The organism is uncultured Streptococcus sp., assembly GCF_902463925.1.
Taxonomy (GTDB): Bacteria; Bacillota; Bacilli; order Lactobacillales; family Streptococcaceae; genus Streptococcus.
On sequence record NZ_CABQHE010000004.1, the window covers coordinates 125,452 to 139,969 of the forward strand.

Consider the following 14,518-nt stretch of genomic DNA (forward strand, 5'->3'; position numbering starts at 1 on the left):
AGTTCAATATGAAACAAAAACGTGCCCGCTTAATTTATAATCCAACATCTGGACAAGAAATTATGAAAAAAAATGTTGCTGAGGTCTTGGATATTCTGGAAGGTGCTGGATTTGAAGCGTCAGCCTTTCAAACAACACCAGATGAAAACTCAGCAAAAAATGAGGCCACTCGTGCAGCCAAAGCAGGCTTTGACTTAGTTATTGCTGCAGGTGGCGATGGAACAATCAATGAGGTTGTTTCTGGGATTGCCTCGCTTAAAAAACGCCCACAAATGGCGGTTATTCCAACGGGAACGACAAATGACTTTGCACGCGCCTTGAAGATTCCAAGAGGGAATCCTGTTGAAGCAGCCAAGGTTATTGCTAAAAATCAAACCCTTCAAATGGATATTGGTCGTGCCTATGATGACAAATACTTTATCAATATTGCGGCTGCGGGTTCCTTTACGGAACTAACTTATAGTGTGCCTAGCCGCTTAAAGACAGTGCTTGGTTATTTGGCTTACCTTGTTAAGGGGGCAGAGTTGCTACCACAAGTTAAGAAGGTTCCTGTCCGCATTACGCATGACGAGGGTGTCTTTGAAGGTGGTCTTTCCATGATTTTCGTTGCCTTGACCAATTCAGTTGGTGGCTTTGAAACGATTGCCCCAGATGCTAAACTGGATGATGGTAAATTTACATTAATTATGGTTAAGACAGCTAATCTCTTTGAATTGGTAGACCTCATTCGTCTGGTTCTCCAAGGTGGTAAACACATCTACGATAAGAGAATTTCCTATATTAAAACGAGCTCGCTGTATATTGAGCCTCTAAGTGATGATCGTATGATGATTAACCTTGATGGTGAATACGGTGGTGATGCACCGATTCATCTCCAAAATCTTAAGAATCACATTGAATTCTATGCTAATATTGATGAGATTTCTGATGATGCTATCACGCTTCCAGATACAGACGAATTGGCTCTCGAAGCTATTGCACAAAAATTCAGTACAGAAGCTGAAAAAATTGAGAATGATTAAGGTTAACCTTTTAAGCAACCTAGGTTAGGTTGCTTTTTTATTACAATCATAAAAACAATGACAGCATCAAAAACCAAACGTTTCTTGTACTTTATGTCCGAATTGGAAAAGGGAAATGAGATTTCAAAAACGGACTACCTAGCTCGCTTTAGCATAAGTGAGCGTACGCTTAAAGAGGATGTGAGTGAACTCAAGGAAAATTTGCTTGAGCTCCGCCCCAATATGAAGGTTAAGTATTCCAGAAAATACGGTTCCTATCATGCCCAGTATGAACAGGGTTATGGTAACCTTAAATACAATCAGGCAGTTATCCTATCTAAGATTCTTTTAGAGAGCCGTGCCCTTCGAAAGGATGAAGTAGCAGAGATAATTAACATCTTTGTTGAGAGGGCTGTAGACGACAAGGAGCGCCGACGTATCAAGCGATTGACTGAGCTAGAATTAGATAGTTATCAAGAACTTAAGATTTATCAGGAACAAGATAAGTCACTCTTACCGGCTATTTCAGCCATTTTCGATGTCATTGTGGACCAACGTCCATTGTCATTTAGTTACCGTAAGTCAGGAGAAAAAGTGGAGGAATATAAGGTCTTTCCAATTTCAGTCATTTTTGATAACCATTATTTCTACTGTATTTCTTACAAACTGGATGACAACCTTACTTGTGATTATCAGTTCTCTGAAATCCGTTATTTCCGTGTGGATCGTTTCCAGACCATTCATAAATCCGAAAATGATTTGGCTTTCACGCTCAGTCCAGAACAAAAAGACCGTCTTATTACAGATGAGCAGGTGCGTTATCAGGCTTTCTCAATGCTTTCTGGTAACGAGTGGGCTAGAATTACCTTTGAGTATAAAGGACTTTACCGTGATGTCTTGGAATCCGATACTCCAAAACTAAAATTGCTTGAGGAGAGCATTAGTGATGGTGTTGATCAGGTCCGTTATGAGATTGAAACTTTTAGTTCATTAGGTTTTTAAAAGTATATTCAACGCTTTGATGGGGACTTTGTTTTCCTTAAGATTGAAGCAATAGATAACTAATGAAAAAGGTATTCGCTTATCCGAATGCCTTTTTAAATCTGACAAAAATAATGTAATTGTGTTAAAATAGGAGTACAGAAATGTTATCATTTCCATAAGGAGGGAAAATATGGAAGAAAAGAAAAAAGAAATGCAAAAACAAGTCCTAACTCTTTTAGGAATCTTGATTTTTGCTTTTATCAACGTATTCATCTTTGATAATAAGATGGGCGCTGGTTTTTCTGCCTTCTCAACTATCACCCTGATGAGTATTGGACTCTTGTCTATGCGCACCAGTCTGCGAGTTTTGGCCATTATTTCCTATCTCATCAATGTGGTAGCAGCCGTTTTTGGCTTCAACTACGTTGGTTTTCTAACAGCAGTTCAGGCTATTGAACTTATCTTCGTTATCTGGTATCTTTATCCACGTGACACGTTTTTGAGACGAGATACAACTGATAAATACACTTACCGCTATCGTTGGATTCATTTGCTCTTGACGGTTTTGATCTCAATTGGAGGTTATATCGTTTTTGCAGTTGTTTCTAGTATTTGGGATGGTTCCTTCCTAGAATACGGTGGGAACACAGCTCTCATCTTTGCCATGCAATATCTGCTCTTTTTGAGCATTACCAAGTCAAGACAAGATGAACCGACCAAGGTTGCCCATTTGTTCCAAAAGGAACGCCGTACTAAGGAAATGAAAGCGGCAATAGAGGCCGAACGTCAAGCCAAAGAAAGAGCACTTGCACAAGCCTTCGATGTACCTTTAAAGGCACCTAGTCAAACGGCTGCAAAATTTGGTAACAACATGATCAAATTTGCATCTGTCTGGCTTTTGGTGATGGACATGTCCATCTTAGCTTATTTCTTCCGTCCAAATGATGTTGGCTTCGGGTTTGACGCCTTCTTTGTGCTCTTGACCATTGTCTTATCCTTGATTTTCAAATCTGAGGAAGACAAAGAGGATGTTTTCTCTATCATCTATCATAAGATTCGTCCTATCCAACCTATTTTCTTTATTTTGCTTTTGATTGCCCATGCGCATAAGTTTAGCTATGGTGCAGCTTACGCTCTCTTGTTCTCAGCTGCTTATTTCTTCTGGGCTATCAATAAGATTAATATGAAGACTCTTTTGACCTTTACGGTTATCATTTATTTCTTCCCAGTCTTTGGTTATCTCTCTAACCCATACCGTCTGGGTGCTGAAAACCTTAAGATGGTAGGTGAACTGGTGACAGATCGTGAGAAGTCTAATACCTTCTATCTCGGTCATTATTGGTCACTTCTAGGTCTACAGAGTGATGGTGAATATGAAGGAATCCCTACTTCTTGGCAGGCTGCTAAGTTCGCTGATATTCAGACATTCTCTGATGATAGTGATATTACTTCAGGTGTCTTCCAACTGAATAGTCACAATGATTATGATTATGATTTGCATTTAACAAATAACAAGGGCACCATTGAAGTCACAACTGGCTCTGGAAAAGATAAGAAAGAATATCAGTTCACTGACTTTGCCAGAACCTATTATCGATATGAAAAATTGAAAAAAACAGATAACCAAAAGCGTTATAAAGATTTTTACAAGGTAGGTACTGTTTCGACTGAGTTGGGAACTTATAATCTTTATCTCGAAATGAATCAAGATTGGGTTGATGAGTATCAAAAAGATCCTACTAATGTTGACTACCGTTTGCTTATCTCTGGTGACAAATTGACACCAAAAGAAGCTTACGAAAAAGCATATCATTACTAAAAAATATCTCTGCACATTGCAGAGATATTTTTGTTTGTCAGTCTTTATATCCTCGTTTAGCCAACTCTCGTACAAGTACAGCTCCCAAAATCGCAGGAACTAATTGTCCCAGGAGGAGATTAATAACGAGAGCAACATAAGGAAGTTTGAGTAAGGCACTAAGCCATATTGGTACTACTAAGGATGGAACGAGTAAAATTGGTAGAATGATAAACCAGCTAGATAACTTAGCTTTACGGATGAGGTAGATGCTACCAGTTGTTAAAAAGCTAGCACAGAAACCACCGACAACATCAATCAATCCCAAACCACCAAAAGAGTTAGCGATGGCATTAGCCAGACTAATTGGAAATACTAAAAATGGGAAGATGTAGGTTAATCCATATAAAGCAGTGGCCAGACGCATTTGAACTGCACCAAATGAAATGGCTTGAGATACAAAGAGGATAGCGATGTAAAGGGCCATGATAATAGCTGAGAGAACAAGCTTTTGTGTAGGGTTAAGTTTATTTTTCATCATTTCTCCTTAGTTGAGTAAAGTAAAAGAGTAGCAGTTCTACTCTTTTTAGGGATTTAGGTCTAGAGTTATTTTATAAGTCAATCTCTAAGACAATAGGTGTGTGATCTTGGCGATCGCCAGAGTCAATCATGTCTGATTTTGTGACCGTGTCGGCAATACGATTTGAAGTCAACCAGTAGTCGATTCTCCAGCCGGTATTGTTGATTTTAGATGTTTTGCTACGTTGGGCCCACCATGTGTAGGCTCCTGTAACGTCGCCATTGAGGTGACGGTAGGTATCTGTGAAACCTTTGGCAAGGAGGTTAGTGAAGCCAGCACGTTCTTCATCTGTAAATCCTGGTGAACGACGATTACTTGAAGGATTGGCCAAGTCGATTTCCTTGTGGGCAACATTGTAGTCACCAGTCGCAAGAACGGGTTTCTGAGCATCCAATGTAGCTAGGTAATCCGCATATTTTTCATCCCAGATTTGACGTTCAAGCAGACGTTTGAGGCCATCACCAGCGTTTGGTGTGTAGACCTGTGTCACAAAGAAATTGTCAAATTCGAGAGTGATGATACGTCCTTCACAGTCCATGGTTGAAGGTGCCCCGATTTCAGGATAGGTAATGACTGGTGTCAATTCTTTTTTATACAAGAACATGGTTCCAGCATAACCTTTACGGGCAGGTTCAACAGATGAACGCCAAGTATTGTCATAGTCAGGGAAGTAGTCTTCCAAGATTTGCAAATGCTTTTTAGTCGGACCTTTAGCAGACAGTTTTGTCTCTTGAATAGCAATGATGTCTGCATTTTCAGCGACCAAGGTATCGATGACAGCGCGTGATAATTGAGCGCGTGCAGAATCACTAGTAAGGGCGGCATTTAGGGAATCAATATTCCAAGAAATTAATTTCATATGTACAGTTTCCTTCATTGAATTGTTCCTATCTATTGTAACAGAAAAAAAGGTGTCAGGCGAGTTATGAGATTGATAAGGGAAGCTAGGAGGAGTATACTTATCTTAGATTGAGAGGTACATATTAATGAAAAAGCAATCCTACATTTATTACTTGTTTTGGGCTCTCTTGTTGTTACAAATCATTCTTACCATCATGACTAGTCTGTCACGGGGAATTATTCTGCCCATTGCCATTTTTCCAGGGATGAGTCTCTTCTTTCTGTTTTGCTTAAGGTATCTCTTGCATTACACCCTTAAGCAATCTCCTTCAGAACCCTTATTTGTCTTTCGTAGGAGTGGTCTTGGAACTAGTTTAAATCCTCAAAATCCTCTGGGTTATAAGCTTAGACTCTTAGTGGTCATGGGTGTTTTAGTTCTCCTTTTCTGCCTAACCCTATTAGCCTTTCTTGGAAAATAGAGTCTTAGGCTTTTTTATTTGTATTTATCACTAATTAGTGATAATGTTATTCTCATAACAAATAAAAGAATTACTGGAGGAAAGATTTATGACGATTGAACTTGGCATTTCAACTTTTGGAGAAACAACTCTCCTAGAATCAACTGGAAAAGCTATCTCTCATGACCAACGTATTCGAGAACTCGTTGAAGAGATTGAATTGGCGGATCAGGTTGGACTAGACATTTATGCGATTGGAGAGCATCACCGTGAAGATTTTGCAGTGTCAGCACCGGAAATTATACTTGCAGCAGGTGCTGTGAATACCAAGAAAATTCGTTTATCTAGTGCAGTAACCATTTTGTCGTCTATTGACCCAGTTCGTGTTTATCAGCAGTATGCAACCATTGATGCTCTGTCAAATGGTCGTGCAGAAATTATGGCGGGGAGAGGCTCTTTTGTTGAGAGTTTTCCACTTTTTGGCTATGATCTTTCAGACTATGATGAACTTTTCAATGAAAAACTAGACATGCTTCTGGAAGTGAAAAAGCAAACGAATTTAACTTGGAAAGGTAAACATACTCAATCTGTTGACAATCGCCCTGTGTATCCGCGAGCAGTCCAAGAAGACTTTCCGGTATGGGTAGCGACAGGTGGTCACATTGAGTCGACCATTCAAATTGCAGAAAAAGGTCTGCCAATTGCCTATGCTACAATTGGAGGAAATCCGAAGGCCTTTGCAAAATTAGTTGAGGTTTATAAGGAAATCGGTGCTCGAAATGGTTATTCGGATGAACAACTTAAGGTGGCTGCTCATTCTTGGGGTTGGATTGAGGAAAATAATTTCCAAGCGATAGAAAATTATTTTTATCCAACGAAACAAACGGTGGATAACATTGCTAAAGATCGTCCACACTGGTCTGAAATGACCAAAGAGCAGTACTATGCTAGTGTTGGACCAAACGGAGCCATGTTCGTTGGAGATCCTGCTCACGTCGCTCAAAAAATCATTCGTATTATTGAGGATTTACAGCTAGATCGCTTCATGCTTCATCTCCCAATTGGTTCTATGCTTCATGAAGACGTACTAAAGGCCATTAAACTGTATGGTGAAGAAGTGGCACCAATTGTTCGTCGTTATTTTGAAAATAAAGGATAATAGGTTGAAGGTAAGCCTCAAGTTCTCTCTACTATTGTCATCAACCCTGTTCTATGATAGGATGGAAGATAATTGATAAAGAGAATAGGAAAATTATGCGAAAGCTATCAGAAACAGAATGGATAAGTCGTTTTGAGCAAGTTTAGGGACTTAAGCCAAAACCTGATGAACTACAACCGGCTTATCAGTCTGGCCTTATTGGAGCCTCGAAAAATTATAAGTATATCTATATACTCTTAGGACCCTAGTTGCCATTGGTCTGACTCTTGTCTCTAGTTCAATGAGGAACGATAAACAAACCAAGTCGTCTTCTACAGTGGCTAGCTCTATAGTCTCATCAAGGGAGACTACTAGCACTTCATCTAGTGAAAATACTAAGTCAAACGAATCTATCAGTGCAAGTATTGATACACCTGATCCTAACCATGCCAAGGAAGCCTATACTGAAAATCCGTGCTGGACCAATGATAAGGCTAGTCAACTTGCTAGTTTGATGGTTTCTTGGGGAAAGCAGATGAATCAGCCTGGATACAAAGAAATTACAAATGAAGCCTCTTCTTTGCCTATCCGTTGGATGTCGGACAATAGTTTGTCTATGGATGCAACCTATGCTGCAAATGGCAATAGCAGTTCTGAGTATACCATTATTTCAGTTTATGAGAGATGGGAAAATGCTTCCGTTCATCGCTATTTCTTTACGATTAAAAAAGACGGAATGCCCTTTGTTCTTTATTCACCAACTACTAATGGTGGTGTGTATTATGTCAAAGAAACAGAAAATGCAGACCTTAAATCAGGATATGCAGACATTGTAAACAATTAAAAACTAGGAATCCAACTGGATTCCTAGTTTTTAATTTGAAGACAAGTCAGGCTGTGCTCAGCTCGTCTACAGTTATTCGCTCTTATTTAACCTTCTTAGCTAACATGGTTGCAAATTGAAGGGCAATGGGATTGCCATGTTCATCCAAACGGTGAAGGTGACCAAGATTTTCATTATACTTGACTAACTCCCAGTCACTATAATAATTTTTCAACTCACCCTCTTTAAACGTAAATGGGAAAGGCATGGTACAAGGGTGTTCCTCGGTATCCATGGCACAGACAATCAGATTGTATCCACCTAGGACAGTACGCTCTTGCATATTCTTGATAATAGCCGGAATTTGATCGGGATCAAGGAACATGAAGACTACTGTTGAGAGGATGAAATCAAAGGTCTCAGACTCAGGAAGAGCAGCAGCGTTGATATCGTAGTATCCAGCTCTAACATTGTAATTTTCCTCATCTGCAATCATTTGGATACGTTGTGTAGCTTCATTATTAATATCAACGGCTGTAACATCATGCCCAAGTGAAGCCAAATAAAGAGCGTTACGACCATGGCCACATCCTAAATCAAGGGTACGACCAGGTTTAATATGTCCAGACTGGACGGCTTCAAGAACCTCAGAGTGGGCTTTAGTATCATACTTTTTAGCCATGTAGTCCTCTGGCTTGCAGTAGAAGGAAAGATAGCATTCTAAATCATCGGAAGCAGGAGCGATTCGATGCCAAGCTTGTGGTTGGACAAAAGGAATTTCTGTTTCAGGCGTGAAGAGGTGCTCTGCAGTAATCTGTCCTCCTTCATCTAATTCGTAAAAGTTAAGAGCTCCTGATAGGATAGTCAGTTTAGCCCAGGTTCCAACCTTAGTGTTATGTTTTTGCGTCACCATTTCTGGGAGTGTTGTGGTTGTCCAGTTTGGAAGACGTTTGTAGCAAACAAGTTGCTGATCTATTGTCATATGTTGAGTTCCCTTCGATAGGTATGTCTCTATTATAGCAAAAGTATGGAAAAAGAAAAAAGGCTTAGCTGAACTGCATCCCAAAAGTTAAATAGAGAAAGTCTAACTTTTGGGGTGTTTTTATTATGAAATTGATTTATGAAGATAAAGTTCAAATATATGAACTGATAAAGATTCTAAAGCGACGGCTAAGAGCTTAGAAGCCGAGTAGGCTGAAGCAAAGGTGGCTTATGAAAAAACATAAGAGTACTACCAAGAAATAGTCCTATAAGGAAGTTAGAGCTTGTCTCTAGTTTTTTGTAGAAAATTTAAATCTGTCAAGTTTTTTTCTTGACACATAAAAATGATATGGTATACTAGTTAAGGTAGAGAGGCAGTAAGTGCCTCCACCATAATAAAAAACTAAAGAAAAGAGAAATTAAAAATGGCAGTAAAAATCCGTTTGACTCGTATGGGTTCTAAGAAAAAACCTTTCTACCGTATTAACGTTGCAGACTCACGTGCTCCACGTGATGGACGTTTCATCGAAACAGTTGGTACTTACAACCCACTCGTTGAAGAAAACCAAGTAACACTTAAAGAAGAACGTGTTCTTGAGTGGTTGTCTAAAGGTGCACAACCTTCAGACACAGTTCGTAACATCCTTTCAAAAGAAGGTGTTATGAAAAAATTCCACGAATCAAAATTCTCAAAATAATTTTTTAGCTTATGGATACCATTGAAAATCTTATTATCGCTATCATTAACCCCTTAATTACTTCACCAGATCAGTTGACCATCAAGATTATTGACGGTCCTGAGTTTTTGGAGTACCATCTTGATCTTGCTCAATCCGATATTGGGCGTGTTATCGGGAAAAAAGGACGTACTATTAAGGCGATAAGAGCGATTGTCTATTCGGTACCTACTCAAGGTAAAAAAGTTCGTCTTGTTATTGACGAAAAAGAGAAAGCTTAAGAGGTGACCCTAGGGTTACCTTTTTTGTATATTTTGGTTATAGCTAGCAGTCTTTGGTATAATAAGAGGGTTAAAGTGGTATTAGGTTAATAGAAAAACTAGGTTAACTAGTTTAATGGTTAGTTTAATGGCTAAGTCAAAGCATTAGCTTAAAAAGGAGCAATTATGATTTATCAAGAAGCATTGGATTGGATTCATGGTCAATTAAAATTTGGTATTAAGCCTGGCTTGGAACGTATGGCCTGGATGCTTGAAGAACTAGGAAATCCACAGGACAATCTTAAGGCTGTGCATATTGTGGGAACAAATGGTAAGGGATCTACTGTCAATGCCTTACAAACGATTTTTTCTCAAGCAGGTTATGAAGTCGGAACTTTTATCTCACCTTACATTATTGATTTTAAGGAACGGATTTCTATCAATGGTCAGATGATTTCAGAAGAGGACTTACTTAATCTGGTTAATCGTGTGAAGCCTGTGGTTGAACGGTTGCCAAAAGAGACGGAGCATGAAGATGCGACAGAGTTTGAAATTATCACAGTATTGATGTTCCTCTATTTTGGTCAGGTCCATCCTGTTGATATCGCATTCATTGAAGCTGGAATGGGTGGTCTTCATGATTCGACTAATCTCTTTAAGCCCTTGGCAGTCCTATGCCCTTCGATTGGTTTAGACCATCAGGCTATTTTGGGGAATACTCATGCCGAAATTGCTGCTGAGAAGGCCGGTGTTTTGAAGAATGGAGCTCCCTTTATTTATGCGACTGACCGTACTGATGTTCGAGATGTTTTCGAGAAGAAAGCGCGTGAAGAAGGGTCTAAGACCTATGAGCTAGGGAGAGATTTCACGGCTACAGGATCAAGCCATTCCTTTGATTTTACCTATGGAGAGCAAAGGTTAGATGATATAGTCTTGGCTATGGTTGGTCAACACCAAGTAGCAAATGCTAGCTTGGCTATCATGGCTTCTTTATTGCTTCAAAAAGATTATCCCAAAGTAACGCCTGAACTCATAAAGGATGCCCTGGCTCATGCCAATTGGCGAGGGCGAACAGAATTTTTAAGATCTAATCTCATGATTGATGGTGCTCATAATAATGAGAGTGTTAAAGTTTTGATTGATTTGTTGCAATCAGAATATGCAGATAAGGAGATTGAACTTCTCTTTGCAGCGATTGACACCAAGCCTATTGATGGCATGCTTGCCCAACTAAAATCGGTTGGTGACTTGACTGTAACGAGTTTTGTCTATCCAAACAGTGTTAAACTAGATCAATACCCAGAGGCTTATAAGCAGGTACCAGACTTCAAAACATGGATTAAAGAACATGTGACGACTGACAAAAAGAAACTTTATGTGATTACGGGATCTCTATACTTCATTTCTCAGGTCAGAAAATGGGTTTTAGAGCAGGCAAGTGATGTTTAAGACTTGAAAGATGCCATTTAGGGGCGTATAATAGCCCTCGTATGTTTTAAAAGTAAGGAGATCACAATGTTTCAACGTCTGAAAAACATTTTAATCGGTGAACCTTTAACTCATGATGATAGTGGTGATGGGCACTTATTGTCCAAGATTCAGGCCTTGGCTATGTTGTCGAGTGATGCACTTTCATCTATCGCCTATGGTCCAGAGCAGGTTGTCTTGGTTCTGACAGCTGTATCTAGTACGGCTATTTGGTGGTCAATCCCTATTGGACTTTTGGTTCTCGTCCTTTTGGCCAGTCTTACCATCTCTTATAGACAGGTTATCAAAGCCTATCCTCAAGGTGGTGGCGCCTATATGGTAACGACGGAGAATCTGTCTCCTAAGTTTGGCTTGATAGCTGGTGGTAGTCTTTTGGTCGATTACATGTTGACGGTTGCTGTTTCAGTGGCCTCAGGTGCAGATGCCATTACTTCAGCCCTTCCCTTCCTTCATCCTTTCAATCTTGAAATATCAATGATTTTGGTGCTTGTTTTGATGGTTATGAATCTTAGGGGAATGCGTGAATCGGCAAAATCTTTGATGATACCCGTTTATCTCTTCATTGTTTCGACGCTATTCTTGTTGGGATTTGGTTTCTTTCAAATTTTAACGGGCCATATGCCTTACGCAGCCACAGCGCATTTAGGACAACCAATTACAGGTGTGTCATTGATTCTTATTTTAAGGGCCTTTACTTCAGGTTCTGCCTCATTGACAGGGGTAGAAGCTATCTCCAATGCGGTGCCTTTCTTTAAGAAACCTAAGGCTAAAAATGCAGCATCAACCCTCTTCATTATGTCAAGTATTTTGGGGATTATGTTTGCCGGAATTACCTTCCTTAACTGGTGGACTGGTATTACACCTCATTCAGGTGTGACCATCTTGTCACAAATGGCTAGAGAAATTCTTGGTCAGTCATGGATTGGTAGTATCTTGTTCTATATTTTCCAGTTCTCAACTGCCATGATTCTTGCAGTAGCTGCCAACACTGGCTTTTCAGCCTTTCCGATGTTGTCCTTTAACATGGCCCAGAATAAATACATGCCTCATATGTATCTTGAAAAAGGTGCACGTATGGGATACTCTAACGGAATCTTGACGCTAGCTATTGGGGCCATTACTCTCTTATTCATTTTCCGAGGAAATACAGAACGTTTGATTCCTCTTTATACTATTGGGGTGTTCATTCCTTTTGCACTTTCTCAAACAGGTATGGTTGTCCATTGGATTCGTGAATACGGCAAGGGGTTCTGGAAGCATTCTTTAGCTAATATTTTAGGTGCTTTAATTTGTTACGCTATTGTCCTCATTCTCTTCCTCTTTCGCTTAGGGGATATTTGGCCATTCTTCCCAATTATTGCTATTTTGATGTGGATGTTCCTTAAGATTAAGAAACATTACAATGGAGTTGCTCAACAGTTGCGTATTAATGGTCAAGTCAAAGAACATCATTATCAAGGCAACATTGTTCTTATCTTGGTGGGAAATGTTACAAAGGCTAATATTGGTGCCATTTCTTATGCACGTTCTATTGGAGATAAGGTTATTGCTATGCATGTGTCTACTAAGGATACAGAGAGTAAGGATAAGGAAACCGAACAAGAATTTAAAAAATATTTCCCAGAAATCGAGATGGTTCATATCCAATCACCTTACAGTTCAATTACGCAGTCAACTATTCAATATGTAGATGAAGTGGCTACTCAGGCTGAAAAGGATAATGCGACTCTGACTGTTATGATTCCACAGTTTGTTCCGAAAAAATCATGGCAAACCATACTTCATAATCAGATGAGTTTACGATTGAAATATTATCTCAAATGGCGTGAGAATATTGTCATTTCATCCTATTCTTACCACTTAAAAGATTAAATAAAGACAAGCGAAGACAGTAGTCATGTGACGGGGAGTCTTCGCTTTTATTATGTGACTTTAAGTCCGTTTCGCTCCGAAGGTGCGAAACAAATAAACCACCCGTTAGACGGGTGGTTATGATTGGCTAGGATTCAGCTTAGCAATTTTATTTTTTGCAAGAAAAATCCAGCAAAATAAGGTATAATAGATAGTATTATAACGTTGAAAGAGGAAATTATGGCAAATCAAGAAAAAGTAGAACAAGCAGTCTATCAACTATTGGAAGCTCTAGGTGAAAATCCTGAGCGTGAGGGACTTTTGGACACACCAAAACGTGTGGCTAAGATGTATGCTGAAATGTTTTCAGGTCTAAATGAAGACCCTAAGGATCAATTTACAGCTGTCTTTTCAGAAGTTCATGACGAAGTTGTCCTTGTCAAGGATATTCCTTTTTACTCTATGTGTGAGCACCATTTGGTTCCATTTTATGGTAAGGCCCATGTGGCTTATTTGCCAAGTGGAGACAAGGTGACAGGACTTTCCAAATTAGCGCGTGCGGTTGAAGTAGCTGCTCGTCGTCCACAGTTGCAAGAACGTCTTACAGATCAAGTTGCTACAGCACTTGAAGAAGCTCTGAATCCTCGAGGAGTTTTTGTCATGGTTGAAGCAGAGCACATGTGTATGACCATGCGAGGTATTAAGAAACCGGGAAGTAAGACAATCACAACTGTCGCTAAGGGCCTTTATAAAGAAGACCGTGAAGAACGCAAGGAAATTCTTTCATTGATGCGTGATTTTTAGGAGTTAAGATGTTTATTGGCAAACATGAGATTGCAGGTAAGGCCTGTATTATGGGAATCTTGAATGTCACCCCTGATTCATTCTCAGATGGTGGCGATTTTGACACTGTAGAGGATGCGTTGGCTCAGGTTGAGCGTATGATTGCCCAGGGAGCAGCCGTTATCGATGTAGGTGGCGAATCTACAGGACCAGGAGCAGAATTTGTGACCGAGGAAGAGGAGATTGCTCGTATCGTGCCAGTTATTCAGGCTATCAAGGCAAAATATGATGTGCTCATCAGTATTGATACCTATAAGACAGCTACTGCCAGAGCTGCTCTTGAAGCAGGGGCAGATATTCTAAATGACGTCTGGGCTGGACTCTATGATGGTCAGATGCTAGCTTTAGCAGCTGAAAAGAATGTGCCGATTATCCTCATGCATAATCAAAAAGAAGAAGTATACAATGATGTCACAGAAGATGTCTGTACATTCCTCAGTCAACGTGCCCAGGCCGCCTTGGAAGCAGGTGTGGCCAAGGACAATATCTGGATTGATCCAGGCTTTGGCTTTGCGAAAAATGTCCAACACAATATTGACTTGCTAAAAGGCTTGGACAAGGTCGTTGCCTTGGGCTATCCTGTTCTTTTTGGGATTTCTCGTAAGCGTGTTGTGAACTACCTACTAGGTGGAAATACCCAAGCTAAGGACCGTGATCAGGGAACGGCTGCTCTATCTGGCTATGCTGTTACCAAGGGCTGTCAGATTGTTCGTGTGCATAATGTTGATGCCAATCGTGATATTGTTAAAACTATTTCAGGAATTTTATGATACTAAAAAAAGCTCAATTGAGCTTT

The 14,518-nt window shown here is 39.8% G+C and carries 13 protein-coding genes and 1 pseudogene; 11 read left to right on the top strand and 3 right to left on the bottom strand.

Going from position 1 to position 14,518, the window contains the following annotated elements; all coding sequences use genetic code 11:
- Positions 1–8 precede the first annotated feature (8 nt).
- The 3 genes and pseudogenes from RDY04_RS04485 (at position 9) to RDY04_RS04495 (ending at position 3,804) form a co-directional block, all read left to right on the top strand.
- Complete coding sequence (locus tag RDY04_RS04485) at positions 9–1,022, top strand: diacylglycerol kinase (protein ID WP_303949896.1); 1,014 nt, start codon at positions 9–11, stop codon at positions 1,020–1,022.
- A gap of 57 nt (positions 1,023–1,079) precedes the next feature.
- A pseudogene (locus RDY04_RS04490) lies at positions 1,080–2,066 on the top strand (helix-turn-helix transcriptional regulator).
- A 109-nt stretch (positions 2,067–2,175) separates the two neighbouring features.
- Positions 2,176–3,804, top strand: coding sequence for a hypothetical protein (locus tag RDY04_RS04495; RefSeq protein ID WP_308000825.1), 1,629 nt, complete (start codon positions 2,176–2,178; stop codon positions 3,802–3,804).
- Positions 3,805–3,841: 37 nt separating this feature from the next.
- Here the strand turns inward: RDY04_RS04495 and RDY04_RS04500 are convergent, their stop codons facing one another.
- Together RDY04_RS04500 and RDY04_RS04505 are read right to left on the bottom strand one after the other, a co-directional pair.
- Positions 3,842–4,321, bottom strand: coding sequence for a QueT transporter family protein (locus RDY04_RS04500; RefSeq protein ID WP_303951447.1), 480 nt, complete (start codon positions 4,319–4,321; stop codon positions 3,842–3,844).
- Between the two features lie 73 nt (positions 4,322–4,394).
- Positions 4,395–5,222 (bottom strand): exodeoxyribonuclease III, encoded by an 828-nt coding sequence (locus tag RDY04_RS04505; RefSeq protein WP_303951381.1) that lies wholly within the window; start codon positions 5,220–5,222, stop codon positions 4,395–4,397.
- A 548-nt stretch (positions 5,223–5,770) separates the two neighbouring features.
- Here RDY04_RS04505 and RDY04_RS04510 point away from each other — a divergent pair.
- On the top strand, positions 5,771–6,820 hold the full coding sequence (locus tag RDY04_RS04510) for an LLM class flavin-dependent oxidoreductase (RefSeq protein WP_303951383.1): 1,050 nt from the start codon (positions 5,771–5,773) through the stop codon (positions 6,818–6,820).
- Positions 6,821–7,100: 280 nt separating this feature from the next.
- Complete coding sequence (locus RDY04_RS04515; RefSeq protein WP_303951384.1) at positions 7,101–7,643, top strand: DUF4767 domain-containing protein; 543 nt, start codon at positions 7,101–7,103, stop codon at positions 7,641–7,643.
- A gap of 82 nt (positions 7,644–7,725) precedes the next feature.
- Here the strand turns inward: RDY04_RS04515 and tehB are convergent, their stop codons facing one another.
- Positions 7,726–8,604, bottom strand: coding sequence for an SAM-dependent methyltransferase TehB (tehB, locus tag RDY04_RS04520; protein ID WP_303951385.1), 879 nt, complete (start codon positions 8,602–8,604; stop codon positions 7,726–7,728).
- Positions 8,605–9,028: 424 nt separating this feature from the next.
- Between tehB and rpsP the strand changes: the two genes are divergently transcribed.
- The 6 genes from rpsP (at position 9,029) to folP (ending at position 14,492) form a co-directional block, all read left to right on the top strand.
- The gene (gene rpsP, locus RDY04_RS04525; protein ID WP_002884675.1) at positions 9,029–9,301 is read left to right on the top strand and encodes a 30S ribosomal protein S16; all 273 of its coding nucleotides are present in this window, start codon (positions 9,029–9,031) and stop codon (positions 9,299–9,301) included.
- Between the two features lie 11 nt (positions 9,302–9,312).
- On the top strand, positions 9,313–9,561 hold the full coding sequence (locus RDY04_RS04530) for a KH domain-containing protein (RefSeq protein WP_303951399.1): 249 nt from the start codon (positions 9,313–9,315) through the stop codon (positions 9,559–9,561).
- 165 nt (positions 9,562–9,726) lie between these two features.
- Positions 9,727–10,989, top strand: coding sequence for a folylpolyglutamate synthase/dihydrofolate synthase family protein (locus RDY04_RS04535; RefSeq protein ID WP_303951400.1), 1,263 nt, complete (start codon positions 9,727–9,729; stop codon positions 10,987–10,989).
- Between the two features lie 66 nt (positions 10,990–11,055).
- Entirely contained in the window at positions 11,056–12,900 is a 1,845-nt protein-coding gene (locus RDY04_RS04540) for an APC family permease (RefSeq protein ID WP_303951402.1), read from the top strand.
- Positions 12,901–13,119: 219 nt separating this feature from the next.
- Positions 13,120–13,683, top strand: coding sequence for a GTP cyclohydrolase I FolE (gene folE / locus RDY04_RS04545; protein WP_002884345.1), 564 nt, complete (start codon positions 13,120–13,122; stop codon positions 13,681–13,683).
- A gap of 8 nt (positions 13,684–13,691) precedes the next feature.
- On the top strand, positions 13,692–14,492 hold the full coding sequence (folP, locus tag RDY04_RS04550) for a dihydropteroate synthase (protein WP_303951406.1): 801 nt from the start codon (positions 13,692–13,694) through the stop codon (positions 14,490–14,492).
- The last annotated feature ends 26 nt before the right edge of the window (positions 14,493–14,518 follow it).